General features: G+C 61.0%; 14 protein-coding genes, 1 tRNA gene and 1 pseudogene. 7 read left to right on the top strand and 9 right to left on the bottom strand.

All coding sequences use genetic code 11. The features are described from left to right. Nucleotides 1-255: 255 nt before the first annotated feature. The 5 genes from GA0061098_RS12125 to GA0061098_RS45610 all read right to left on the bottom strand — a co-directional run bounded on the left by GA0061098_RS12125 (nt 256) and on the right by GA0061098_RS45610 (nt 8583). A complete protein-coding gene (locus GA0061098_RS12125) occupies nt 256-1395 on the bottom strand; it encodes an MFS transporter (protein ID WP_430649264.1) in 1140 nt (379 codons plus the stop codon). A gap of 422 nt (nt 1396-1817) precedes the next feature. Next, complete coding sequence (locus GA0061098_RS46020; protein ID WP_245323235.1) at nt 1818-2240, bottom strand: hypothetical protein; 423 nt, start codon at nt 2238-2240, stop codon at nt 1818-1820. Nucleotides 2241-3100: 860 nt separating this feature from the next. After that, nucleotides 3101-6205, bottom strand: coding sequence for an efflux RND transporter permease subunit (locus GA0061098_RS12115; protein ID WP_091956529.1), 3105 nt, complete (start codon nt 6203-6205; stop codon nt 3101-3103). Nucleotides 6206-7164: 959 nt separating this feature from the next. Beyond that, on the bottom strand, nt 7165-7521 hold the full coding sequence (locus tag GA0061098_RS12110; RefSeq protein ID WP_091956528.1) for a hypothetical protein: 357 nt from the start codon (nt 7519-7521) through the stop codon (nt 7165-7167). A 789-nt stretch (nt 7522-8310) separates the two neighbouring features. Beyond that, entirely contained in the window at nt 8311-8583 is a 273-nt protein-coding gene (locus tag GA0061098_RS45610; RefSeq protein WP_091956527.1) for a hypothetical protein, read from the bottom strand. A gap of 4773 nt (nt 8584-13356) precedes the next feature. Between GA0061098_RS45610 and GA0061098_RS12085 the strand changes: the two are divergent. After that, nucleotides 13357-14439: pseudogene (locus GA0061098_RS12085) on the top strand (recombinase family protein); the annotation flags it as partial. Nucleotides 14440-14965: 526 nt separating this feature from the next. On the opposite strand, the gene GA0061098_RS12080 reads toward GA0061098_RS12085, so the two are convergent. The 4 genes from GA0061098_RS12080 to mnmA form a co-directional block, all read right to left on the bottom strand. After that, nucleotides 14966-15042: transfer RNA gene (locus GA0061098_RS12080), tRNA-Met, on the bottom strand. A 275-nt stretch (nt 15043-15317) separates the two neighbouring features. Beyond that, the gene (locus GA0061098_RS12075) at nt 15318-15674 is read right to left on the bottom strand and encodes a hypothetical protein (protein ID WP_091956524.1); all 357 of its coding nucleotides are present in this window, start codon (nt 15672-15674) and stop codon (nt 15318-15320) included. A gap of 261 nt (nt 15675-15935) precedes the next feature. Further along, nucleotides 15936-16574: a class I SAM-dependent methyltransferase gene (locus GA0061098_RS12070; protein WP_091956523.1), complete on the bottom strand. Its 639-nt coding sequence runs from the start codon at nt 16572-16574 to the stop codon at nt 15936-15938. A gap of 83 nt (nt 16575-16657) precedes the next feature. After that, on the bottom strand, nt 16658-17839 hold the full coding sequence (gene mnmA / locus GA0061098_RS12065) for a tRNA 2-thiouridine(34) synthase MnmA (protein WP_091956522.1): 1182 nt from the start codon (nt 17837-17839) through the stop codon (nt 16658-16660). Between the two features lie 346 nt (nt 17840-18185). Between mnmA and GA0061098_RS12060 the strand changes: the two genes are divergently transcribed. The 6 genes from GA0061098_RS12060 to GA0061098_RS12035 all read left to right on the top strand — a co-directional run bounded on the left by GA0061098_RS12060 (nt 18186) and on the right by GA0061098_RS12035 (nt 24802). Continuing rightward, complete coding sequence (locus GA0061098_RS12060) at nt 18186-19823, top strand: flagellar hook-length control protein FliK (RefSeq protein ID WP_091956521.1); 1638 nt, start codon at nt 18186-18188, stop codon at nt 19821-19823. Nucleotides 19824-19836: 13 nt separating this feature from the next. Then, the gene (locus tag GA0061098_RS12055) at nt 19837-20544 is read left to right on the top strand and encodes a flagellar hook assembly protein FlgD (RefSeq protein ID WP_091956520.1); all 708 of its coding nucleotides are present in this window, start codon (nt 19837-19839) and stop codon (nt 20542-20544) included. Between the two features lie 417 nt (nt 20545-20961). Then, nucleotides 20962-21237, top strand: a complete 276-nt coding sequence (gene sciP / locus GA0061098_RS12050) for a CtrA inhibitor SciP (RefSeq protein ID WP_002714638.1) — start codon at nt 20962-20964, stop codon at nt 21235-21237. Nucleotides 21238-21429: 192 nt separating this feature from the next. Further along, nucleotides 21430-23040 carry a flagellar basal-body MS-ring/collar protein FliF gene (gene fliF / locus GA0061098_RS12045; RefSeq protein WP_091956519.1) on the top strand — a complete coding sequence of 537 codons (1611 nt, stop codon included), beginning with the start codon at nt 21430-21432 and terminating at the stop codon, nt 23038-23040. Between the two features lie 47 nt (nt 23041-23087). Next, a complete protein-coding gene (fliG, locus tag GA0061098_RS12040) occupies nt 23088-24179 on the top strand; it encodes a flagellar motor switch protein FliG (RefSeq protein WP_091956518.1) in 1092 nt (363 codons plus the stop codon). Further along, a complete protein-coding gene (locus GA0061098_RS12035) occupies nt 24179-24802 on the top strand; it encodes a FliH/SctL family protein (RefSeq protein WP_091956517.1) in 624 nt (207 codons plus the stop codon). The genes fliG and GA0061098_RS12035 overlap by 1 nt, the downstream gene beginning before the upstream one ends.

Raw genomic sequence — 24802 nt, 5'->3', positions numbered from 1 at the left:
CACGTAACGACCAACTTTGCTTCGCAGTTGACAGGCGTTCATTGTCAACGACCGGGCTCGGTCGGACGCCAAGAACCCGAGTGACGCGGAGTATCCTATCTACGACGCAGCCAACGACTTGCAGGAAAAGGAGAATGGCCATGATCGAGACCTGCTGCCATGAAGTTGAGAGCTCATCGTCTCTAAGCCGTTAAGCGCCGACCGCTGGACGGTCATTAGCAGCGTACTGGTGTCCCTTTCCTCTCGGTCAACGCCTTAGCGATGGTCTGTCATCATCATCCTCGCCGATAGCGTAGCGATAGACATGAGCGCGCCCAACATCCCAAACGCCAAGCGCAAGCCAAACATGTGTGCGACGAGCCCAATGCCGGCGGGCCCAACGAGTATACCCGCATAGCCGACTGTCGTGATGACTGCGATCGCAACGCCTGCTGGCATCATTTTCTGTTTGCCGGCGCGTCGACAAAGTACAGGTACAACGTTTGAAATACCCAATCCAATAAGCAGGAACCCCGCCATAGCAATCAACGCAACGGGCGCGGCCACCACAGCCAAGAAGCCTGTTACGATCGGCAGAGTCCCGAGCATCAATGTGGCACGGTCTCCGATTCGTGCCACCACGGCATCTCCGCTGAGACGCCCTGCGGCCATTGCGATTGAGAAGAGCATACAACCAATGCCCCCGTGCGCTTCCGCGAGAAGATCTCGTTCAACGAGAAGCAAAGCACTCCAATCGAGCATTGCACCTTCGACAAGAAAGGTGATAGCCGCGAGCACAGCTATTAGCAACACACTGCGATGGGGCAAAACAAACGATGGCCCCTGCTGCTCCGACCCCGCCGCGAGCAACCCCGGCCAGGCCGATACAATCGCGATCGTCATTAACGCCGAAGAGACCAGCGTCGAAAAAAGCGGGCCAAGCTGCAGCGACATTAACGAGGTCACAGCGGCAGAGCCGGTGAATTCCCCAATGCTGTACTGAGCGTGGAAGCCAGACATCAATGGACGGCCCGTATCGCGCTCCAATTCAATCGCATGAATGTTCATGGCTACATCGATCGAGCCGAGTGAAACGCCGAAAGCAAACAGCGTAGCACCGAGCCTGACAGGTGTGTTGGCAATTGCAAGGCACGGCAACATCATCGCGAGTCCAAGTCCACCCGCGAGGATAATGGGCTTGCTGCCGTACCGCGCATTCAATATGCTGGTCGAAAGCATCGCGATGACGGATCCCGTTCCGAGACAGAGCAGCAGAAGACCAAGCATGCGGTCATCGACCGCGAGCCGCTCCTTGGCGAGTGGCACCAAAGGCGCCCAGGCCGCGAGGCCGAATCCGGCCACAAAAAATGCGAGCCGTGTCCCAAGCAGGCCGGCTGACCAATTACCAGACAGTATCACGGGCGCTCCTGAGAGAACGGGCTCGCGAGCGCAACGCCCCTCATCCTGCGCGCGTCGCCTGCAAGCGGCGCTGTCGACAATGATGGCCTCAAGCTGGCATTCTTTAATCCCTGCAAATGCGATGCCGTCACAAAACTACTGGACTACGTCACTAGGCGAGCGGGCGGTGATCGTCGAGCCCGTGGATACGGTGTTTCGGCTATTCTTTCCCGGCTAAGCTGGCCATAAGAGGGTGACAGTTTTTGCTGGTCTGCGACAACCGGAGGCGCAACGCTCACTGTGGCTTTGTCGCAAAGCCTACAAACCCCGCAAAGCCAACGGTGCCGGACACAGCCGTAGTTTTCCGACAGCTCTTGCAAAATCAGGAGCTCTCTTCACGGGTAACGGCGCTGACTCACGGGACCAATACAAGACCGCTATCACGCGGAAGCCGTCAATGTCGGCCCGTACTTTTGAAATTCGATTCTTCCTGGTTTCAGGCGGCCAGGTAGTTTCCATGACATCATCGCGCCGCGGAAGAGGGTGGCGTCGCTCAGGTCCACGACGCGCGCGCATTCGACACCGAGGTGCCCGCCGGCATCGTTCAAGCGCTGATATCCGCAGTTCGCAGAGACCGTCGCTCCGACCAAATCGGACTGTGGGTGGTAAGGAGCAGGTGTAGGAGGCACAGATCCATCAGTATCGCCGCCCCTCACGTTATAAGCCCAGGCGCTCTGCACTAGATCAAGCTCGATCATCACCAGCGACAAACCGACACCAGCATCAAAGCTCAAGCAGATCCGTCGAAATATCTCCGGATCAAGCCGACGCAGGAGGTAGGAGCCCAGCAGGATGTCAAGCATGACAATGGGTATAAACACCTAGAGCAAGCTGCCGCTCTCGGGAACGAGCCGAGGTGATAGTAGACGAAGGGGGCACGCTCGATTCCACTACGCGAATCCAGGGCTAGGCCGGCGCGAAATTCGTGTTTAGCCAGGCCTGATTGTTAAACAACATCGATAAGGGAGGGCCGGAGATAGTCGGCACCGAGCGAGAGGATACCCAGCATCCACCCGAATGGCCGGCGGATCCGCCAGCTTGCCTCGATAGGGCGGCGTCAACCCGCAGCTTGCAGCACGATCAGGGACAAAATGATCGTGTAGGCGAATTTGATCCAGCCCGGCTGGAGCGAGGTCAAGGCATGGCCGCCGAGCGCAACGCCCGGCAAGAGAAGCAAGATGGGAAACACTCGTCTCAAGCTGCCGGCACGCCCTTCAGATTGACGAGAAGGACGTAGACATTGACGAAGACCTCAATGATGACCTGCGTCGGCCATGTATCCGGGGCTCCTGATGACGACCGTTCTCGACCCGTTCGTCCAGAGAATTGAACTCGTGTCAATTAGTCCTAAAGGCGTTCAAACCAGCGTCATCTTTTTCAGCTAGCAACGCAACACGCGTCAGACGGAAGCAAATAGTTGTCGTTCAAGAGCCCGTCGCATAAGTGGCAACGCCATCTTTTACGGGAGAGCATGAATTCTCTTCTCCCCGGCGAGGTCGAGTTTTTTGTAATTCACCTTAGCGGAGCAGCCGCGGATTATCACCCACGTGATGGTCGCCAAGCTCGGCACCACGGGCGTGAAGATCTCGATCCGTAAGGGAGCTTGAAGCGCTCGCAGGTTGCTTCGCTCACTACACTGAGCGAACCTGGATTGATTTCATCGTCATTGCGAGCCCATCTGGGCATCAGCAGCGCCGGTGAGGTCGAGCTCGGCGGCGATCTTCGCGCGGCCGGAGCTCGCATCGGCACGATGATCGGACGCGATCGCGACATAGACCGCCGGCAGCACGAAGAGCGTGAACAGCGTACCTACGGACATGCCCGCGACGAGCACGAGCCCGATCGAGAAGCGGCTCGCAGCGCCAGCTCCCGTTACGGTCATCAAGGGTATGAAGCCCGTGACCATTGCCGCAGTTGTCATCAAGATTGGACGCAGTCGGACGCGCGCCGCCATCTCTATAGCCGAGCGACGGTCAAGTCTCTCCTTGAGCTGCAGCTCATTAGCGAATTCAACCATCAGGATGCCGTGCTTGGAAATCAAACCGACCAGGGTCAACAGTCCCACCTGGGTGTAGATGTTCATCGTCGCCCAGCCAAAGAATGGCGGGATCAACGCACCGACGATTGCCATCGGCACGCTGATCAGGATGATGAGGGGATCGCGCAGACTTTCAAACTGTGCCGCAAGCACCAAGAATATGATTATGAGTGCAAATGCAAAGGTAACGGCCAGTTGGTTACCCTCGTGCACATATTGGCGGGCGTCGGCGAGGAAGTCGTGGCTGAAGCCTGCGGGCAGTTTCTTCGCCTCGGCTTCCAAGAAGTCCACGGCCTGCCCGATCGTGACGCCGGGCATCGGCACGGCCTGAAAGGTCGCGCAGTTGAGCTGGTTGTAGTGTGTGAGCGCGTTTGGATCGGTCGCAGCCTCGATGGAGACTATGGTAGACAACGGGAGCATCGAGCCCGTCGCAGTCTTCACATAATAGCTCCCGATTGCTTGCGGCGCCAGGCGTTCCTCGCGTGGCACCTGCAGGATCACCTGGTAGGAGCGGCCCTGTAAATTGAAGCGGTTGACGTAGTTTCCGCCAAGTAGAGTGGCGAGCGCGTTACCGACTGTCTGCATGGTGATGCCAAGCTCGTTGGCCTTGGATCGATCAACCTTGATTCGTACCACCGGCTGGTTGAACTCGAGGTCGGAGTCGCTCACCATGAACAGACCGCTCTTCCGCGCGGCATCCTTCAGCTTCGACATCTCCTCGTAGACGGATTGGAAGCCCAGCGTCGAATTGATCACCATCTGCACGGGTAGGCCATCCGAACCGCCAGGAAGCGGCGGCAAGCTAAAGGCAAACGCGTTAATGCCTTCGATTTTGGACAGCTCGGCCTGGATAAGGGACTTTAGCGCAATGGATGATCGCTTGCGCTCGTCCCATGGCTTGAGCAGCATGCCGGCTATGCCAGTCTGCTGGCCGCTAACGCCATTGAGTACAAAGCTCAAATCAGTCTCTGGAAATTTCTGGAGCGCGTGTTCAAGCTTGGCGCCGTAATAGTCGAGGTAGTCGATATTGGCATATTTCGGCGCCTTGGTTAGAGCGAATACGATACCTTGATCCTCCTCGGGTGCGAGTTCCTTGGAAGTATGCATATAGAGAAAGCCGACGAGGCCCAGCATAGTCAGGGCAAACAGGCCGGTAATCGGACGATAGTCGAGCGAGCGGTCGAGCTTGTGGCCGTACCATCGTGTGATGGCGCTGAGCCCGCGGTTCACAAATCTTGCAAACCGCCCCCCGTCAGCGCGCCTCAGGAAGAGCGAGCACATCAGCGGCGACAGCGTCAAGGCGATCACGCCCGACACGATCACCGCTCCCGCTAGCGTAAACGCGAACTCGCGGAACAGCGCACCAGTGAGGCCGCCGAGAAATCCGATTGGGGCATACACCGCAGCCAAGGTAATCGTCATGGAGATAACGGGGCCAACGATCTCGCGCGCGCCCCTTATGGCAGCCTGTAGGGGCGGCGCACCTTCTTCTAAATGGCGATGAATGTTCTCCACCACCACGATCGCGTCATCCACCACGAGACCGATCGCGAGAACCATCGCAAGGAGAGTCAGAAGATTGAATGAGAACCCCAGCGCCAGCATCATGCTGCAGACACCGACGAGCGACAACGGAATAGTGATCACAGGAATGATGACCGACCGCAGCGAGGCCAGGAATAGGAAGATTACTACCACCACGACGACGACGGCCTCGATGAGCGTCTTCTCCACTTCATCGATCGACGATTGAATGAATTTGGTGGCGTCGTAGGCCACTTTCATCTTCAGTGACGGCGGCAGGTTACGCTCCATTTCTGGGAACAGCGCCCGAACGCCTCGCACTATGTTTAGCGGATTGCCTTGCGGGCTCGCCTGAACGCCGATAAAAACCGCGTGCTCCCCGTTCATTGCGACGCTAGTGTCTGCGGTCTGCGCGGCAAGCTCGACTACCGCAATGTCCTCCATGCGCACAAAACCACCGTCATTGGCTTTGACGATCATGCGCTTGAATTCATCGACACTCCGCAGATCCGTGTTTGCCGTGACATCGGAGATAGTGAAATAGCTCTTGGTCTGGCCGGCAGCGGCCTGGAAGTTGTTAGCCGCGATTGCAGCCGAAACTTCGGCTGGCGACACGCCGTACCCTGCCATTTTCCCAGGATCGAGCCATAGCCGCATCGCAAAGCTCTGGCCCCCCAGGATGTCTGCCGCTGCGACATCGTCGACGGTTGACATAACGGGTTGTACGACGCGCGAGAGGTAGTCGGAGATCGCGCTGGCCGCCAGTTCCTCGCTGGAGAAGGCGATATACATGACAGCGGTGGCCTGACCGGTCGACTTAGTGACGACCGGATCGTTTGACTCCTTCGGGATCAAGTATTTGACTGAATTGACTTTGGCGAGCACCTCCGTAAGCGCTTCGTTGGGATCAAAATTGAGCTTGATGTAGACTTTGATGGTCGAGATACCAAGCACAGACGAGGAATTGATGTAGTCGACGCCCTCAGCGGACGCGACTACCTGCTCCAGGGGAGTGGTGATGAACCCCTGGATCAGGTCGGCGGAGGCGCCAGGATAGGAAGTCGAGATAGTGACGACCGTATTGGATAGCTTGGGATATTGCCGGATCGGCAGTACGGTGGCCGCGCGCAGGCCAATCAGCAAAATCAAGGAACTGATAACAATAGACAACACCGGACGTCTGATGAAAAGCTCGGTAAATGCCATATCGACCCGATTCAAGAGTGGGATGCAAATTCAAGCGGCAATGATCACAATGCGGCGGCTGTGTTAGAGCCCCCAGTATGAGGGACGTGCTATTGGCTACTCTAAGGGCTCACGTGCTCGCGAGCTCGGACGCCCCATCCTTCGCTTGCATCTTCGTCGCTCGAGTGAATGTATTCCGTTGCTCTGATGGCAGATCGCGATCTCGATGGTGGGCACCTTCTATAAAGCCCCTGTCTTTTTGCGCGCAATCGGCCAAAGGTCCGACACCTGATCGGAACTCAACGACTTATAGCAAGACATCAGTTCAGGTTTCGCACTGACCCGCAGACCGAATGATCCAGGTTCAACATCGAAAGTACAAACGATCTGACGGGTGCTCAACTCTACAAAGGTAAATGGGTGATATAGCCTAGGCTGCAAAGCACTATACCAACGTTTGTCGAACTGGTGCTGATCGCCATTGCGCAACTCGTGATGTTGCAGGACACAAAGTTCTCGGCCCCATAATATTCCGTATGCACGCGTTATCGCTTCGCTAAGTCGCTAAACAAAGTCGCCTCGGAGTTGGCTTTTGGCTACCAGCTCGACGCCCCTTTTCCGAGCAGTGCCTTGAGCATTCCTTGCCGCTCAATATGCTGCGCGCGGTTTAGCCACGCATAGCGCTACCGAGCTGGCAACCCCAGTATTACGTTGTCGATCAGCCGCGTTGAGCCGACGTAGGCTGCCGCACAAAGCGCCGCGGGACGCCGCACATCTGCGCTCAAGCACTTCCAGGCGGCTCATCTCCTGCTTCAGCCGAGCGATCTTTTCCCTGATCCTCATCATTTTAATGCTGATCGCTTCCGATGGCTCCTGCCGATCGGCGCTATCGAGTTGACGCAGATATCGACCGACGCTTTTCTCGCTCTACGCCATCCGCCTCGCCATCTTGGCATGCGTGAAGTTGCGGTCGCGGTTGTTCACCGCCTTGAACTGCTGCCGTCGATTGCGATGCTTGGCGTCTGCAACAGGCCCATCTGCCGGCATAGTGCGATGAACTTCGCACAAACCTTCCTGATCGCCGCACCATTGTCCTTCCGGAAGAAATCGGCGATCGTCTTATGATCGGGAGCCAGGCGGCCGATCAGCCACACCACCTCGATATTGCGGCACGCCTCCATGGCGATCACAGGCTCAAAGTTCAGTCTGTACAGATCGAGCGCCTCGACAAACACATCGATTACACGGACCGCGTTGTCCTCGCTTACCCGATCCTCCAGACATTCCGGCAAGAGCGTCATCTGGGATCTGTCCGCGCCTTCAACGAAGCGTCCCATCCGTATCCCCCATCAGGGAACGGAAGAATCCCAGCCGACTCGCGGCTTTTCACACAGCCAGGGTCATGACGCGGTGACCTTGATGCGGAGGCTTGTGGCGAACGCAGCCTTGAGGAGGACCACGGCGCTGCCTGTCGCTCGCTCTTCATCACCTTTCTGAAGGAATTTCGGGAGGCATCGTCCAGACAGATTTCGAGATAATCTCCGCCAGGCTCTTCGCGGCGAGCCGCCGGCTGCTCTGTCGATTCCGCCACATGTTGATCGATGGCCTACACGGTTGAACTTGCAGAGCTTGTTTTGATTTCGTTGAATCAGGTCGCCCGGATGTTCACGTTCATAGCGCCGCATCGGCTCGGCCGGACGCAATTCGCTCAATCCTAGCCGCCGCTGGATAGGGCTGGCAGTCGCCGGCGACAAGCCGGCCTCGGTTGCGATCCATTTGCTTGTGTGGCGCTGTCGTCGCACTCCTTCGGCGCATGTGGTAGGCAGGGTTTGGCTTGGCATGAAAAAGGTCTTGTGGAGCGGTCACGGTCCATCGACGCCTGCCTCGCGAACGCTTGACCGACTTGGCGACGGTCTTCGCCGAAATATCAAAGTGCAGCGCGGTTGCAGCTTTGTCAGGCCATCTACGATGACGCTCCGCGCCATGGCCTCTCAGCCTTTCGGCGTCAGAGGCGCATCCTTGTGGGTGTCCATCGATCCTTCGGGAGTGGGCTAAAGCTTTGACAACTTTTCTCTACCTCGTACAGGTCCGGTTGGACAACCTACCGAAAGCTCCCACTAGTGGCCTCACAGACATCCTACCCGAACCGGCTGACACCCGGGCGGCTCCTCTAAAAGCGCGCGTATGCGCGCGGCGATCTGCCGTGCTTCGTTGGGCCGCAGGTTGGGTTTCATGCAATCGAGTATGGCTAGCATCGCCCGAACTTCGTCGATGTTTAATGTCGCGACCTTGCGATCTGATAGTCCCAGCGACTGATCGGCGGCACGGACCTGATTGGCTACAAGCACCGCAAGCGCTTGCGACCGCAGGGACGCGATATGCCGCTCGAATGTATGCATTTGTTGGCCTGTAGCTGCCCTGTGGGCATGGTGTCGCAAGCGCTGGTGGCAACCCGGTTACAAAGACTGAGGCTGGCCACCTTTGCTCCCAAGAGGCTCAAATTCTCAAGGGCTACCAAGCTGTATCTTCGAGAAGTAACGAAGGGCACCTACCAAAATCGGTCGGTCCCGTCCTCATCGGCGCCTCTCTAAGCTGGGTCTTTGCCTTGAAGAAACTGGAGACACCAGCAGGTCCAGACACGTGCTCGTTGCATAAACAAGAATGATGGGCCAAACGCACATGAGGGATGCAAGAATGTTGGCGGAGTAAATCCAGACGAAGCGCGATAGAAGCAGTCCGTTGGAAAGATCATCCGAGGCCTCGAAACCCCGCGACAGGGAGTACCGCGTTGAAGAATCGGAGAGGCTGTCGGCGCCGTTGTCGCCACACATGGCGGAGACAATTGCATCAAGACAACAGCGGGCGGAATTCAGCCAGGCAATCTCCTTTCCGTTCCTGAGTGTTGCTGATGATTATCGGAAGCAGTGCGAGCGCGACTCGGCGTCGTTTGGTTGCGCTGGAGCAGACGCTGTCCCTACCCCGCCCGCACTGCCAGTTGAACTTAGCAGAACTTGACTCAGCGCTGGCCCCCCACGCATACACAGGGGCACCGCTGTCCCTGCCATCCAGCTAACTGTTCCAAACTCAGCTTGAAGTGGAGGCAAGAAGCTGATCGGGAGCTTATCGCTCGCAAAAGGAGCAAAATCGACAGAACGAGAACTAATCCGCGAGTTGGAAGCGGGGCGGTCGCGGCTCGGCGCCTGACGGCCTGGGGGCATCATGAGGCACTATTCTGCCGCATCCGCAGTGCAATGAGCTTAACGGAAGCGTGACTCGGCACATGGTGGTCCTTCAGCTCATGCGCTGTCGCTGCCACGCCCCCGTTAAACCTAACGATTCTTTATCGGGGCTGGCTTACCGAAAGCTGACAGAGCTGCGCAGCAATTACAAAACAAAAGGCCATGTGGGCCGCTTGCCGTCGGCAGCAATATCGACGTTTACGCCTCGGACAATAGCCATTCGGCGCGCTTGCGATCGGCGGCAGCCGCACCCGGGGCCAGGCGCCGGATTGACGCTCAGCCAATCCACTGCACGTTTGCGACTGATCGCCGCTATGACCTCACTCCCCCGGCTCGTGCGGCTCTAGGATTGGCCATTCGGATCGCGCATCTATTTGCTTTCGAACCCAAACACGTCGCGCCGCTTACCGGGTCGCGCTCCACGCTGGTTTCGCGTGTCGAGGACGATTGGGTCCCGATTTGTCAAAATCCGTTACTGAACTCGATCACGCCGATCAGCCGGTAAGGAGCGAAAACTAGACGCAATTGGCGAGTTCGAGAGAAAGCAGCGCGGATGCGACTCGGCGCCTATACCCACCGGGGGACGGTGGATAAATGCGCTATTTGCCGCATCCGCTTCGCCGGAAACCTAGGGGCGACATGACTCGGCACTCTCCATTGGAGGAAGGAAGGCGCTGTCCCTGTCACGTGCCGCTGGCTCAGTAGTCAGCCTCGGGGATCACAAGGCTAACCCACCCGGCTTTCCCGTGAGGCCCGTCGCCTCAGGGCAGTGGGACTTTAGCGAGAGAGCGGCGTCGGGTGACCTACCAGCATTGGTAGTGATGCACAGCAATGGAGAAACTGTTGGTCAAACTTGAAGACCTGGCGAGTTAACGCCGCTCAGTCTTCCCGAACGATCAGACGACGCTGGGTCGCCGCTATTTTGCCACATCTCGGTATCAGCTGCCGTAAGTAAAAAAACCGAGCGCACCCTAAAGCATCGGCCAGCCGCAGCATTTCGCCACAACGCGGATGGCGCGAGCTGGCATGTCCTGCCGTCGTGAAGTGGCCTAAGTTAGGAATGGCAACAAGACTTGAGGCAGCTCCTCGACAAGCGGAGGGTGTTTTGCGCCGACCGCCTAGCGCTATCTATGGGGGCGATCTTGCGCACCCCTGATCACTCGCCACCCAACTGTGATGACGGTTCGCGCATCGTCGATCGGCGCAGCGATAGAATTCTTGTTAACATTCTTCGGCGCCATGACGCGGTCCCCGACTCCAAAATCGGTGCGGGCGAGACACTCTCGCGACGCTGTCTCCACTGCGTCGCGACATCGGGTTTCGTCGTCACCTCAGCAAGGTTCTTAGTTCGCGTCGGTTCATAAACCAATGTCTCACCGTCGAGCGCCAGCGAGACGCGGCCGTTAACGAGACCGCAGCGATGTGGCTCATGCCGTCCACTGTGAGCTTCTTACCTTGCATGACGGCAGAACGCTTCATGCCGGGTATCGGGGGTATCAGGCGCTCCGTTACGCCGTTGCAGAGCATCTTTGCGTACAAGCATTGGAGCCCCTCACTACACCGCGGCTTTGTCGCGCCGATATAGCTCCCGGCGCCGTTCGCGATTCTGGCGAACCTCTCGTTCCCCAGCACCTCCACCCTCCCTTTGCTTGCGAGAGACCAAGGTATGGCCACCACAGCTTGCGGCGGCGAGCGTTGGCTTCGAGGCGTTTGTCCCTCGAGCTGGCGTCTGCGGCAAGCTCGCTGAAGCGCAGTTGCGCGATGAAGTTCGCGGCGAACAGCTCGTTGTCGAGCAGAGCCTTTGATCTGTAGAGAGGCGCAAGCCTCCATGCCCTTCTTATCACTAAGCATCGGTCAATTCCTTCTCTCGCGGTCGACCGAACGGCTTTCGCTCCCAAAATGAAGCCACGCCAGCAAAGCCGCAATGCAGCCGGGCCTTTTTGCGTACTGTCAGCGCGTGGCTCCGAAGTCCCGCAGGATCTTTCGTGATGGATTACGAGAATTGGCGCGGCCTCAACTTGTGAGGCTGGGAGGCGATCAGTCTTGATGTTATCTGTGCTCAGCATAGCTTTGAAAGTCGCGTCTGCCGGTTTGTCAACGCTATGGCACCATTTTGCTTCGTCGGGACTCTGCGGAATAACTGGGAATATGGCAATTGTGAATGTGCGGCATCGGCTGCGGAACTGGGCGCGGAAGAGAAGTGCGTTGCCGCCGTCGTCGGCCTTAGGATCTGCCAGATTTGTTTGGCGACGACGATTGGAAAGGAGCTTGTTGCTCTGCAATGCTGCGGTAGACTATTTGATTTACGCGTTTGCCTCTTCGCTCTCGCCAAAAATCCCGACTCATCTGTGATATCTGTCTGCGCTGCAAAGATCCGCTCGCCTGCCGGATCGCAAAGGCGCGCATCTATCGGCGCCGTTTGGCGCCACCAGCATAATTCGGCGTCCTCTGCAGCTGAGCCGGGATCAAGGAAGCTGTAACCTATCGGTTTAAGAGGGCGCAAATCGACGTCGCAGATCGAGATCAGAGACGTTGTCCATTGGTGACAGAAGCGATCTCAGCGGCGCTAGGTATCGTTCGGCAGCCGCCTCGGCTCATGATGTCGCTTGCCAAGGAACGTGTCCGCCCACTTATGCAGCAGATCGCGAGAGCGACGCACCGCACGTAACGGCTGCCCGCCTTTCAGCGTCTCAAGGCTCTGGCTGAGAGGAATCGACGGGCAGGGATCGGGCATGGCTCACCTGTTAATGTTTTGAAGTATTCCGAGCCCGGAAGGTCTAGAACAAGAGGGGAGGCAGCGCGGGCCGGCTCTCCGCGCTGTTCAAAGCTCTGAAACTACCGGCTCCGCGCTGCCAACGGAGTTAAATGACGATGTGACTCGGCGCTCGTCGAAGAGGCCCCTTGGAAAGCGCTGTCCCTATCACGTGCGCCACTTGGCTCGCCAGCGTCACGGTGCTGCAACGCTGCCACCTAGCACCCTTGGGCGGCTGCCCGGGGCGCTCTGCCTTTTATCGTAGAGAAGTCCCGCAAGGCACCCGCCAGATTTGGTCGGTTGAGCTGGTTACCAAGAAGAAACTGAAGTGAAAACGAGTCGTTTTGCCGACCACTCCTGCCCCCGCACCCAAGCCTGACGCCGCTTATCGCGAGGGACAATGAGGAGCTTCTGGCTTGTTCACAGTAGGCACGGATCTTCGCGACTTCCGCATCATTGGAGCGCACGTGAAGCCACCGGCCAACTCTCAGGAATATCAAAATGTCAGAACCTGAAGGCATTTCGCAGAATTGGCTATACATCTGAGACAAAAATTCGGCAGAAAATCGTACCGGGCCATATGCTTATTGCGGTTGCGCGCTATGAGAGTCTTTCTAAGTGTATCTTCGAAGCCGGTCTCGCAAAGGCACCTCCCAGATTTGATCGGTGTCTCCCCCTCACAGGCCATTTCCGCTCGCTGGATAGACCTGCCTAAGGACCGTTGAGCCCCACCACCTCCTGGCCTAAGGTCTAGCTACTGGCTCTAATCACGCCGAGTTGGTGGCGAAATCGATGGCCGGAATAGAGCTCTGGCGAGGCCCGGAGTTTCCACTCAGGTATTCGATAGATGGAGAGGGCGTGCGCTTCCAAGCGTATCAATTCCGCGCCAGCAAAGCCATTGGCTCCTCTCTTTTTCTTCGCCTGGGCATCCGATTGCACGACGAGCTCATAGCGGCCGTTGCACTCAGTTTTCATCCGAGCAGGATGTTCGAAATGATCAGTTCCCCTCACGTCTTATCGACTGGCCCCAGCGCAGGTGCGTGCACCTCGTTGAGCTGCGCGATGGCCTAAAGGTTCGATCGTGCGGGAAGCCGATCGCATTTTTTCCTTGCAGACGAATCCAGACAAGGCGATCTTACGTCTCGCGCGAGTACTTGCCCGTGTGGCCGCGAGGGAAGATCATGAAAGACAGCTCATCGATCGAAGCGATAAGGAAGAGAGCGACGATCTATGCTCGATTCTCAACCGATCTACAGAACGAGAGATCGATTGAGGATCAGCTTTCACTTTGTCGGAGCTATGCCGAGCGCGAATGCTTAACTGTTCTCAGCACCTATGAGGATCGGGCCCGTTCGGGTGGCTCAGTCATGGGACGCGAAGGCCTTCTTCAGATGTTGGACCAAGCGCGGGAGAGATCCTTTGACGTAGTAATCGTCGAAGCGCTCGATCGTCTTTCTCGCGACATGGAAGATCTCGCAGGCATCCATAAGCGGCTGTCTTTTCTGGGAATCGAGATCCGGGCGGTTCACGAAGGTGTTGTCAACACCGTGCTGGTCGGCCTTCGCGGCTTGGTCGGACAACTTTATCGTGAAGACAACGCTCACAAGGTGCGTCGTGGCCAAGCAGGGCGGGTCAAGCAAGGTTTGGCTGGAGGTGGCCTGACATACGGATACGCCGCGGTTGCCGGAAAAAGCGGCGAACGGGTCGTCCTCGAGACCGAGGCACAAGTGATCCGGCGCATCTTTCAGGAATACGTGGACGGCCGAACGCCTCGCGAGATCGCACACGATCTCAACAAGGAAAGGGTATCACCTCCGCGAGGGCGCGCATGGAATGCTTCAACCATCAATGGCAACGTTCAGCGTGGCGCCGGAATTCTGCAGAACGAGCTTTATGTAGGGCGCCTCGTCTGGAACAAGGTCAGGATGGTGAAAGATCCCGACTCGGGAAAGCGCCTGTCACGACCGAATCCGAGGAGTGACTGGCAGATTGCTGAAGTGCCGCATCTGGCAATTGTCAGGCCAGAGTTGTTCACAGCTGCCCAGCAACGCAAAGGGGAGCGCAGCCACGGCCACCCCAGCCATCAACGTCGGCCCCGTCGGGTGCTATCTGGCTTACTCCATTGCGGTTCATGCGGCTCGGGTATGGCAACGAATGGACGGGACAAATCGGGGCGCGTTCGGATTCGCTGCTCGGCGGCCACCGAAAGTGGCACGTGTCCTGACGCCAAGACGTTCTATTTAGACACGGTCGAGAGTGCAGTCCTCGGCGGGCTGAAGGCCGAATTGCGTGCGCCGAACGTTCTTTCGGAGTACGTGCGAACATATCTAGAGGAGCGGAAGCGCCTCGCAGCTACATCAAACGCAAAGCGGCAGCGCCTTGAGCAGCAGCTTGGGCAATTGAACCGGGAAATAGAACGACTGGTGGATGCGATCGCGAAAGGACATGGCGATCCGTCTGTTCTCGGACCGCGATCAACCGCACTGGATGCCAAACGAAAGCGGATATCCGAGGAGTTGCAGAGTGAACCGCTCGCCCCGATCTCGCTGCATCCTGCCATCCTCAAACGATATGAGGATCAACTCGGTCGGCTTGAAGAAGCACTAGCAAAAGGTGCCGGTGCGGGCGACGGAGAGGCCGCAGAAGCCATCAGAGACCTGGTCGAGACGGTCACTGTGTTCCGCGATCCAGCGCGCCCAGGTGGTGTAGCCGTGGAGATAGCAGGCCGGTTAAATGCCCTGCTCGGGGAAAAGGCCTATCCTAACCACGTAAGAGGAGTGTGGGGAAAGGTGGTAGCGGGAGAGGGACTCGAACCCCCGACCCCAGGATTATGATTCCCGTGCTCTAACCAGCTGAGCTACCCCGCCACAGGGATCGCGAACGGCGACTACGGCCGATCTCGCGAACGCGCGGCATATAAAGAAGGGGGCGGCGGGAAGTCAATCCGCCTTCGCCAAAAGCTTCCGCCTTCGCCAAGGCTTCGGCGGGACAAGTCGGCGAGAAAAGGCCGATTTGGGCGCCGGATTTGCCCGTTTGAGGACCGGACTCGTGGAGAGTCCCCTCACCCGGATCGCATCTGCGATGCGCTCCGGCCTCTCCTGGAGGCGGGGAGAGGCGAAGGGCGCGAGAGGCGTGAAATCCCTTATTTCGGCCTAACGTTCGGGTTGCCGCCGGGGCTGCCGGGGGGCGGGATGACCGGAGTGTTGCCGCCGGCCTCGGGGGCCGGGGCGTGCATTTCGGGGTCGACGCCCGCGGGCGGGCAGAGCACGCCGTCGGACTTTGCCAATTTGTCGCCGAGCGGTTCCCGGGACTGGCCGGTGGTGGTGCCATCGGCCTGGCGGTTCGGGCGGTCCTGCGGGGTGCAATTGGCCGCATGTTGCGGGGATGGCGGCGCGGTCGCTTGCGGCGGCGTCGCCGGGGCGGGCGGGGCCTGCGCGATCGCGCTGCCGGAGGCGGCGATCAGGAGGCTGGCCAGGATGATGTTTGATGTCGTGCGCATGGGAGGGAAACGCGCGGGGCGGGTGGGCTGTTCCCGGACAAAGCGCGATGTGATCGGGGGAACGATTGAGCAAGCGCCTCGTCCGTCGAGACGACCGCTTCTCGGTCACGTCAGGATGAGGCTCAACCAGTGTAGCTGCTACCGCGCACTCCGCCCTCATCCTGAGGCCCCGCCAAAGGCGGGCGTCTCGAAGGATGTGCCGCGGGGAAGCTGCTCTCGAATGCGATCGCACTGAGCGACACACGGCCGCAGCGGTCGCGATTATGACTTTACGTAGCGGATCAGCGAGAAATGGCCCATCGGCGGCATCGGCCTCCGCTCGGCGAGCGTGACGCCGCCGTGCCTGGCGGCCCAGCCCTCGAGGCGGGCCCACGGGAATTCCGGGCGCCAGCCGAGGCGGCGGGCGACGGGCGCGAAGGCGAGCTCGAACAGTTTGCGCGGGCCAGTTTCGGCGCCGATGTGGTTGACGAGGATCAGCTCGCCGCCGGGCTTGAGCACGCGCACGAACTCGTCGAGCGTGCCTTCGGGATCGGGCACGGCGGTGATGACATATTGCGCCACCACCGCGTCGAAGAGGTTTTCGGGGAAGGCGAGGTTTTTCGCATCCATCACCGAGAGCACTTCGACATTGGAAAGGCGTAGCGCACGCACGCGCGCCTGCGCCTTGCGCAGCATCGGCTCGGAGATGTCGACGCCGCAGATTTTCGTGGTGCGCGAATAGTCCGACAGCGAGAGGCCGGTGCCGACACCGACGTCGAGGATGCGGCCGCCGATGCGGTCGGCCTCCGCGATGGTCGACTGCCGTCCGGCGTCGAACACCTTGCCGAACACGAGATCATAGACCGGCGCCCAGCGGCCATAGGCCTTCTCGACCCCGGCCCGCGAGATGTCTGCTGCCATGCCCCCTGCCCTGCCCCAGATTAGCTTTTTGTCTTGCGCATGATCTTGTCGGAAAACCGCTTCACACTTTTCCGGATCATGCGCTAGCCGCGCACCGCTTCGGCGAGCGGCCTCGCCGTGCCTGTCGCGACTTTCGCGGCGGCGCTTTGAATAAAGCCGCCGCCGAGCACGCGCGCCTGCCCACTGGGCGCGTCGTAGAACACGCAGGCCTGGCCGGGCGAGACGCCCTCCTCGCCGGCGACGAGCTCGACCTCGTAATGACCATCGCTGCCGCGCAGCCAGGCGGGCTGCGGCGCGCGGGTCGAACGCACGCGCACGAACAATTCGAGGCCGGCGCCGATGGCGCGGTCGATGTCGCCGCCGCCGATCCAGTTGACGTCGCGCAAGGAGATGCGGTGCATCTTCAGGGCATCGCGCGGGCCGACGACGACGCGGCGGGTGGCGGCCTCCAACCGCACCACGAACAGCGGCGCGTGAGCCGCGATGCCGAGGCCGCGGCGCTGGCCGACGGTGAAATTGGCGATGCCATTGTGCCGGCCGAGCACGCGTCCATCGAGATCGACGATGTCGCCGGGGTCCATCGCATTCGGACGCAGGCGCGTGATGATGTCGGTGTAGCGGCCCGTCGGCACGAAGCAGATGTCCTGGCTGTCGTGCTTGTCGGCGACGCTGAGGCCAAAGCGGCGAGCGAGCTCGCGCGTCTCGGGCTTGGTCATGTCGCCGAGCGGGAAGCGCAGGAAGTCGAGCTGCTCCTGCGTGGTCGCAAACAGGAAATAGCTCTGGTCGCGGTCGGCATCGGCGGCGCAGACCAGCGCGCGCGAGCCGTCTTCGCGGCGGCGCGAGGCGACGTAATGGCCGGTGGCGAGCGCCTGCGCGCCGAGCTCGCGCGCGGTCTTCAGGAGGTCGCGGAATTTGACGCTGCGGTTGCACTCGATGCACGGCACCGGCGTCTCGCCGAGCGCGTAGCTGTCGGCGAAATTGTCGATGACGGACTCGCGAAAACGATCCTCGTAGTCGAGCACGTAATGGGGAATGCCGAGCTTTGCCGCGACGTCGCGGGCGTCGTGGATATCCTGGCCGGCGCAGCAGGCGCCCTTGCGGTGGGTCGCCGCGCCATGGTCGTAGAGCTGCAGCGTGATGCCGACGACGTCGTAGCCTTCCGCCTTCAAGAGCGCAGCCGTCGTCGAGGAATCGACGCCGCCCGACATGGCGACGACGACCCTGGTGTCCTCAGGACGGCCTTCGAGATCCAGACTGTTGAGCATGGGCCTTAAGGGTTGTGACGGCGGCGTGCGGCGATCCGCGATTTCATGCTTCTCGCGGGACGTCGTCGATCCCCGGGAACTTTAGTTCCCGCAAGGCACGACTGCCCGGTCGAAGGCGGCTGAGAGTAACCTCTTTAATATAGGCGGCGTTCCGGTGAAGCAATCACGGGGGCGGCCAGCTTAGGGCAATTCTTGCCGGGGAGGCAGAAATGGCGGGGTCGCAGCGGGCCCTGCGGCGACGGGCTCGAATCTATAAGATATTGATTTTGCTATAAAAATATACCAGGAAGGGCACTGGCCCGCTCCTTGCTCCCCTGATGCCGAAGATGTTTCCAAGGGGTCGCCTGTGGTCAGTCGTACGTCAGATGTCGTGGCCAGCGTGCAAGTTTCCAGCGCGCAGCAAAAGCCTGCGCGGTCGCAGAGCACCAGGGAGCCGTCCGCGAACGACTCCTTCGGGTCGCTGGTCGACAGCAACACCCAGGCGATCAACACCAATGCGGCCTCGCAGGCCCAGGATAGCGCGCCGCGGCGGAACGATTCGTCCTCCGCGGACAAGGGCCCGCGCGACACCTCGTCCACGGATCAATCCTCGCAGAGCAGGGCGAGCGACGACACCGACACATCCGCGCCCGCCAGGAACGACAAGACGGACGACAAGGCAAACGACACGACCACGGATGCGGCCAAGGACGCCGGCACGGCCAAGGACAAGGTCAAGGACAAGTCCGAGGCGTCAGACGCCAAATCGGCTGACACATCCGAGAAAACCAAGGACGACCAGACCGAGGGCACCGACACGCTCACCGCCGCCGTCGATGCCGCAGCAACGGCGCCGGCCGACGCGGCACAGGCCATGCCCGATCCGAACGCGATCGTGGTTGCCGCGCCGGTCGTCCCGGCCGATCCCAACGCGGCTGCGAACCAGGCCGCCACCGCCTCGCCGCTGACGATCGCCGCCGCCGGCATCGCCGCCAGCGCTTCGACCGCGGCGCAGATCGCGGGCACCAAGACCGACACCGCCACGCCCGCCGACAAGAGCGCCAAGACCGCCGGCGCCAAGGTCGATGCCGACACCACCGCGACGCTGGCCGATGCCGCGACCGGAGCAACCGACGGGGCCACGACCGACGCCAAGGCGAACGGCGGGCTGATCCCCGTCAACCAGGGCACGCCGAAGACCTCGTTCCAGGCCGCCGTCGTCACCGCGCAAGGACAGTCCGACGTCTCCAATATCGGCCAGGACGCCGGCGCGGCGAACGCCGCCCCGACGCAAGCGCCGGGCGCTGCGACCGCCAATGCCGCCGCGCATGCGCAAAGCGCCAAGCCGCAGGCAGATGGCAGCGTGACCGAGGCGAAGCCCGGCGCAGCGGACCGTACGCCCGACGCGATCCCGGCCGCACCGGCCGCCCAGGCCCATGCCAATGCGCAGGCCGCTTTCAACACCGCCGACACCAGCGCGCAGGCCGCCTCCGCGATGCAGGCGCCGCTGACCAACATGACCTCGACCGCGTCCGCTTCGACCGCGACGCTGACCGCGACCGCGGCCAGTGCGACGGCGGTGCCGATCAACGGCGTGCCGATCGAGATCGCGGCCGCCATCCGCTCCGGCAAGTCCCGCTTCGACATCAGCCTCGACCCGGCCGAGCTCGGCCGCATCGACGTCCGCATCAATGTCGACCGCAACGGCAACGTCACCTCGCATCTCACGGTGGAGAAGCCGGAGACGCTGCAGATGCTGCGCCAGGACGCGCCGCAATTGCAGCGCGCACTCGACGATGCCGGCCTCAAGTCCGGCAGCAACGGGCTGTCCTTCAGCCTGCGCGACCAGAATTCATCGGGCCAGAACTCCGGCCAGAACAACGACAATGGCGGCAATGCCCGCCGGCTGATCATCAGCGAGGACGACACCGCTGCTGCCGCACCCGTCGGGCGCGGCTATGGCCGCATGTACGGGCCGAGCAGCGGCGTCGACATCAGAGTGTAAAGGAGTATCCGACATGACCACCACGACTGGCGCTACCGCTCCTGCTGTCGTCTCCGGGACGACCGACCTCCCGAAATCCTCCTCGTCGAACTCGCTGAGCTCGACCACGGGATCGACGCTCGCCGGCAACTTCCAGACCTTCCTGACGCTGCTGACCACGCAGCTGCAGAACCAGAACCCGCTGGATCCGCTCGACACCAACCAGTTCACCCAGCAGCTGGTGCAGTTCGCCGGCGTCGAGCAGCAGCTCAAGACCAACGATGCGCTGTCGCAGCTCGTCACCCTGCAGCAGACCACGCAGGCGACCCAGGCGCTGGGCTTCGTCGGCAAGACCGCCCTGGTCGACGGCTCGACCGCGTCCATGACCAAGTCGACAGCCACCTGGCATCTCAACGTGCCGACCGACTCCACCGTCGACATCACCGTCGCCAATGCCAGCGGCCAGACCGTGTTCACCGGCAAATATACTGCCGCCGCCGGCACCGACATTCCCTTCACCTGGAACGGCATGGGCAATGACGGCACGCAATGGCCCGATGGCAAGTATACGATCACGGCGACGGGCAAGGACGTGGCGAACAACAATGTCGGCATCGCCGCCCAGGTGCAGGGCGTCGTGTCGTCGGTCGACCTGACCCAGTCGCCGCCCCTGCTCACCATCGACGGCGCCAGCTACACCCTGAGCCAAGTGAAGAGCATCATCGCCACCAGCAGCAATTAAAGGGGCGCGCCGCGCTCACCACGTACAGGTGTCATCCCCGCCTAGTGCGCCATTGCGCACGGGGGCGGGGATCCATAGCCACAGCAAGTCGTTTTCGCGTGAGGTCGTAACCCCGAGGCATCGTCAAGCTACTTCCTGGGGTATGGGTCCTCAGATGCGCAATTGCACATCATAGCTCGCGCTGTGCGCGCCCCCGGGACGACGGCTAGAGAGCCCGCTGCGGCTCCATTCGTTAGTAAAGTATTTACGAACTCCCCCTCGACCGGCCCGGATATCACCGTTCCGCCGGCCGACACGGCACCGTTCCAGCCATTTTCAACGAGAATTGTATTGAAGCCTTAGGCTTAGCGGATTTTTAAGCCGCCGGGCGTAGGGTTACGGGCGTGAGTTCAGTGGTTGAGAGTTTGTGAGTACGCCATGACAGAACCCCATCGCCCGAGGGTAAAATACGTCATCGGGCCGGACGGCAGTCCGTTGACGATCGCGGATCTGCCTGCACCCGGCACCAAACGCTGGGTCATCCGCCGCAAGGCCGAAGTCGTCGCCGCCGTCCGTGGTGGACTTCTCTCGCTCGAGGAGGCCTGTAGCCGTTATACCCTAACGGTCGACGAATTCCTCTCCTGGCAGTTTTCCATCGACCAGCATGGTCTGGCGGGTCTTCGCACCACCCGCATCCAGCAATATCGCCAGTAGGCGATCCGGAAATCTGCGGCTTTTGACGAAAATCGGCCTCGCCCTGCGAGGCCGATTTTTTTCATATCCGCCCTTTGCGCGACTTTTGTCCGACCTCTTAACCTTCGTTAACCATATCGAAACCATCACCTAGGCAATAATTGCCCAGTCGGCCTTTCCGGTGAAAGCGGCCGAATCTGTTGGGGCGGTTGCTTGCAAGGTCTTGCGGACTTTTTGAAGAGTATCGGCGCCGCCCGGTTCGGGGCGATGATCGCGGTCACCGCCGCGCTCGTCGGCTTTTTCGCGTTCGTCATCATGCGCGTCACCACGCCGCAGATGACGACGCTGTTCACCGACCTCAGCGTCGAGGATTCCTCCGGCATTATCAAGGACCTGGAACGCCAGGGCATCCAGTTCGAGATCCGCAACGAGGGCAGCATCATCATGGTGCCCAAGGACAAGGTCACGCGCCTGCGGATGAAGCTCGCCGAGGGCGGCCTGCCCAAGGGCGGCGGCGTCGGCTACGAGGTGTTCGACAAGTCGGACGCGCTCGGCACCACCTCCTTCGTCCAGAACATCAATCACCTTCGCGCGCTGGAAGGCGAGCTCGCCCGCACCATCCGCGCCATCGACCGCATCCAGGCCGCCCGCGTCCATCTGGTGCTGCCCGAGCGCCCGCTGTTTGCGCGCGAGGCGCCGGAGCCGTCGGCCTCGATCGTGGTCCGCGTCCGCGGCTCGCTGGAAGCCCAGCAGATCCGCGCCATCCGCCACCTCGTCGCCTCCGCCGTCAACGGGTTGAAGCCGCAGCGGGTCTCGATCGTCGACGAGGCCGGCCAGCTGCTCGCCGACGGCGCCGCCACCGATCCGGAGCAGGCGGTCGGCGACGAGCGCCGCATCTCCTTCGAGAAGCGGATGCGCAAGCAGGTCGAGGACATCGTCTCCTCCGTGGTCGGCTCGGGCCGCGCCCGTGTCCAGCTCTCCGCCGATTTCGACTTCAACAAGATCACCCAGACCTCGGACAAGTTCGACCCCGAGGGCCGCGTGCTGCGCTCGAGCCAGACCCGCGAAGAGCAGAGCATGACCGCCGACAACAACGGCCAGGTCACCGTCAACAACGAGCTGCCCGGCAACCAGCAGAACAACGGCGTCGCGGCCAAGGACCAGAGCAAGAAGTCCGAAGAGACCAACAATTACGAGATCTCCCGCACCACCAAGACCGAGGTGACCGAAGCCGGCCGGGTCAACCGCATCTCGGTCGCGGTGCTTGTCGACGGCATCTACTCCAAGAACGACAAGGGCGAGCTGGCCTATCAGGACCGCACCAAGGAGCAGCTTGACCGCATCGCCACGCTGGTGCGCTCGGCGATCGGCTTCGACCAGAAGCGCGGCGACCAGGTCGAGGTCGTCAATCTGCGCTTTGCGGATGCGCCCTCCACTGCCCCGATCGGCGAGCCCGGCGGCTTCCTCGGCATGCTCCAGTTCACCAAGGACGACGTCATGTACTTCGTCGAGCTCGGCGTGATGATGCTGCTCGGCCTGATCGTGCTGTTCCTGGTGATCCGCCCGCTGGTCAAGCGCATCCTGGCCTCCGACGAAGTCGCCGCCGCCATCTCCGGCGTGCTCGCCGGCCCGGCGGCCTCGGAAGAGACCGCGCCGGCCGGCCAGGCACTGCTGCCGAGCGGCGCCGCCAGCGCGATCGACGTCGCCACCATCCAGGGCCAGGTCCACGCCCAGTCCGTTCATCGCGTCGGCGAGCTCGCCGAGCGCAACCCCAACGAAACCGTCGCCATCATCCGCCAGTGGCTGACCGAACCAACCAAGTAATCCACACCAAGTGATCCCTCGCCAAGTGAATCAAGAAGTGATCTGACATGGCCGCCAGTCTGCAAAACGCCAACTCGAACGACATCACCAGTGTCATTTCCACGCTCGGCCAGCGTGCCGGCACCCGCGCGGGCGCGCCGGTCGAAACGGTGTCGGGGCCGAAGCGCGCCGCGATCCTGATGCTGGCGCTCGGCGAGCAATATGGCGGCAAGATCTGGGGACTGCTCGACGACGACGAGGTGCGTCAGCTCTCGCTGGAGATGTCGACGCTCGGCACCGTCGAGGTCGACACCGTCGAGGACATGCTGCTCGAATTCGTCTCGCGCATGTCGGCATCAGGCGCGCTGATGGGCAATTTCGACGCCACCGAGCGGCTGCTGCAGCAATATCTGGCACCCGAGCGCGTCAACGGCATCATGGACGAGATCCGCGGTCCTGCGGGGCGCAACATGTGGGAGAAGCTCTCCAACGTGCAGGAAGAAGTTCTCGCCAACTATCTCAAGAACGAATACCCGCAGACCATCGCGGTGGTGCTGTCGAAGCTGAAGCCGGAGCATGCCGCGCGCGTGCTCGGCATCTTCCCCGAGGAGCTTGCGCTCGATGTCGTCAACCGCATGCTGAAGATGGAGGCGGTGCAGAAGGAGGTGATCGAGAGCGTGGAGAAGACCCTGCGCACCGAATTCATGTCCAACCTGTCCCAGACCCGGCGCCGCGACGCCCACGAGGTGATGGCGGAAATCTTCAACAATTTCGACCGCCAGACCGAGACCCGCTTCATCACCTCGTTGGAAGAGGACAACCGCGAATCGGCCGAGCGCATCAAGGCGCTGATGTTCACCTTCGACGACCTCGTGAAGCTGGATTCCGGCTCGGCCCAGACGTTGATGCGCAACGTCGACAAGGACAAGCTCGGCGTCGCGCTCAAGAGCGCCAACGAGGACGTCCGCAACTTCTTCTTCGGCAACATGTCCTCGCGCGCCGCCAAGATGCTCCAGGACGACATGGCGGCGATGGGCCCGGTGCGGCTGCGCGACGTCGACGAGGCCCAGGCGCTGCTGGTCAACCTCGCCAAGGATCTCGCCGCCAAGGGCGAGATCATGCTGACCAAGAACCGCGCCGACGACGAGCTGGTGTATTGATGGGCGCTCCGGCAAAATTCCTGTTCGATACCGACTTCGCGGCGCCCGAGCGGACGACGCGCGAGAAGGCCGCGACCGCTGCGGAGATCGCCCAGAAGGTCGCCGAAGCCGAGGCGCGCGCCTATCAGGACGGCTTTGCCGCTGGCCAGCAGGAGGCCAAAGCCGAGAGCGACCGCCGCGTCGCGCTTGCCATGGAAGAGATCAACATCGGCATCCGCGGTATCGCATCCGGCATCGGCAATATCGAATCCAAGATGGAAACCGAGGCGGTCGACGTCGCGGTGGCGGTCGCGCGCAAGCTGTGCGCCGACCTGGTCGCCGCCGAGCCGCTCGGCGAGATCGTCGCGCTGGTCAAGGACTGCTTCTCGCATCTGGTCGCGACGCCGCATCTGGTGGTCCGCATCAACGACGCGCTCTACGACAGCGCATGCGAGAAGATCGAGCGGCTCGCCAAGCAGAGCGGCTTCGAAGGACGGCTGGTGATCCTGGCCGAGCCGGAGATTGCGACCGGCGACTGCCGGATCGAATGGGCCGATGGCGGCGTCGTGCTAGAGCGCGGCGCCATCGCGGCCAAGATCGACGAGATGGTTGGACGCTATGTCGCGTCCCGCAGGGGGAGCTAA

The organism is Bradyrhizobium shewense (assembly GCF_900094605.1).
In the GTDB taxonomy this organism is placed as follows: domain Bacteria; phylum Pseudomonadota; class Alphaproteobacteria; order Rhizobiales; family Xanthobacteraceae; genus Bradyrhizobium; species Bradyrhizobium shewense.
The sequence above is the reverse complement of the archived record's forward strand: the minus strand, read 5'-3'. Positions and strand labels throughout refer to the sequence as shown.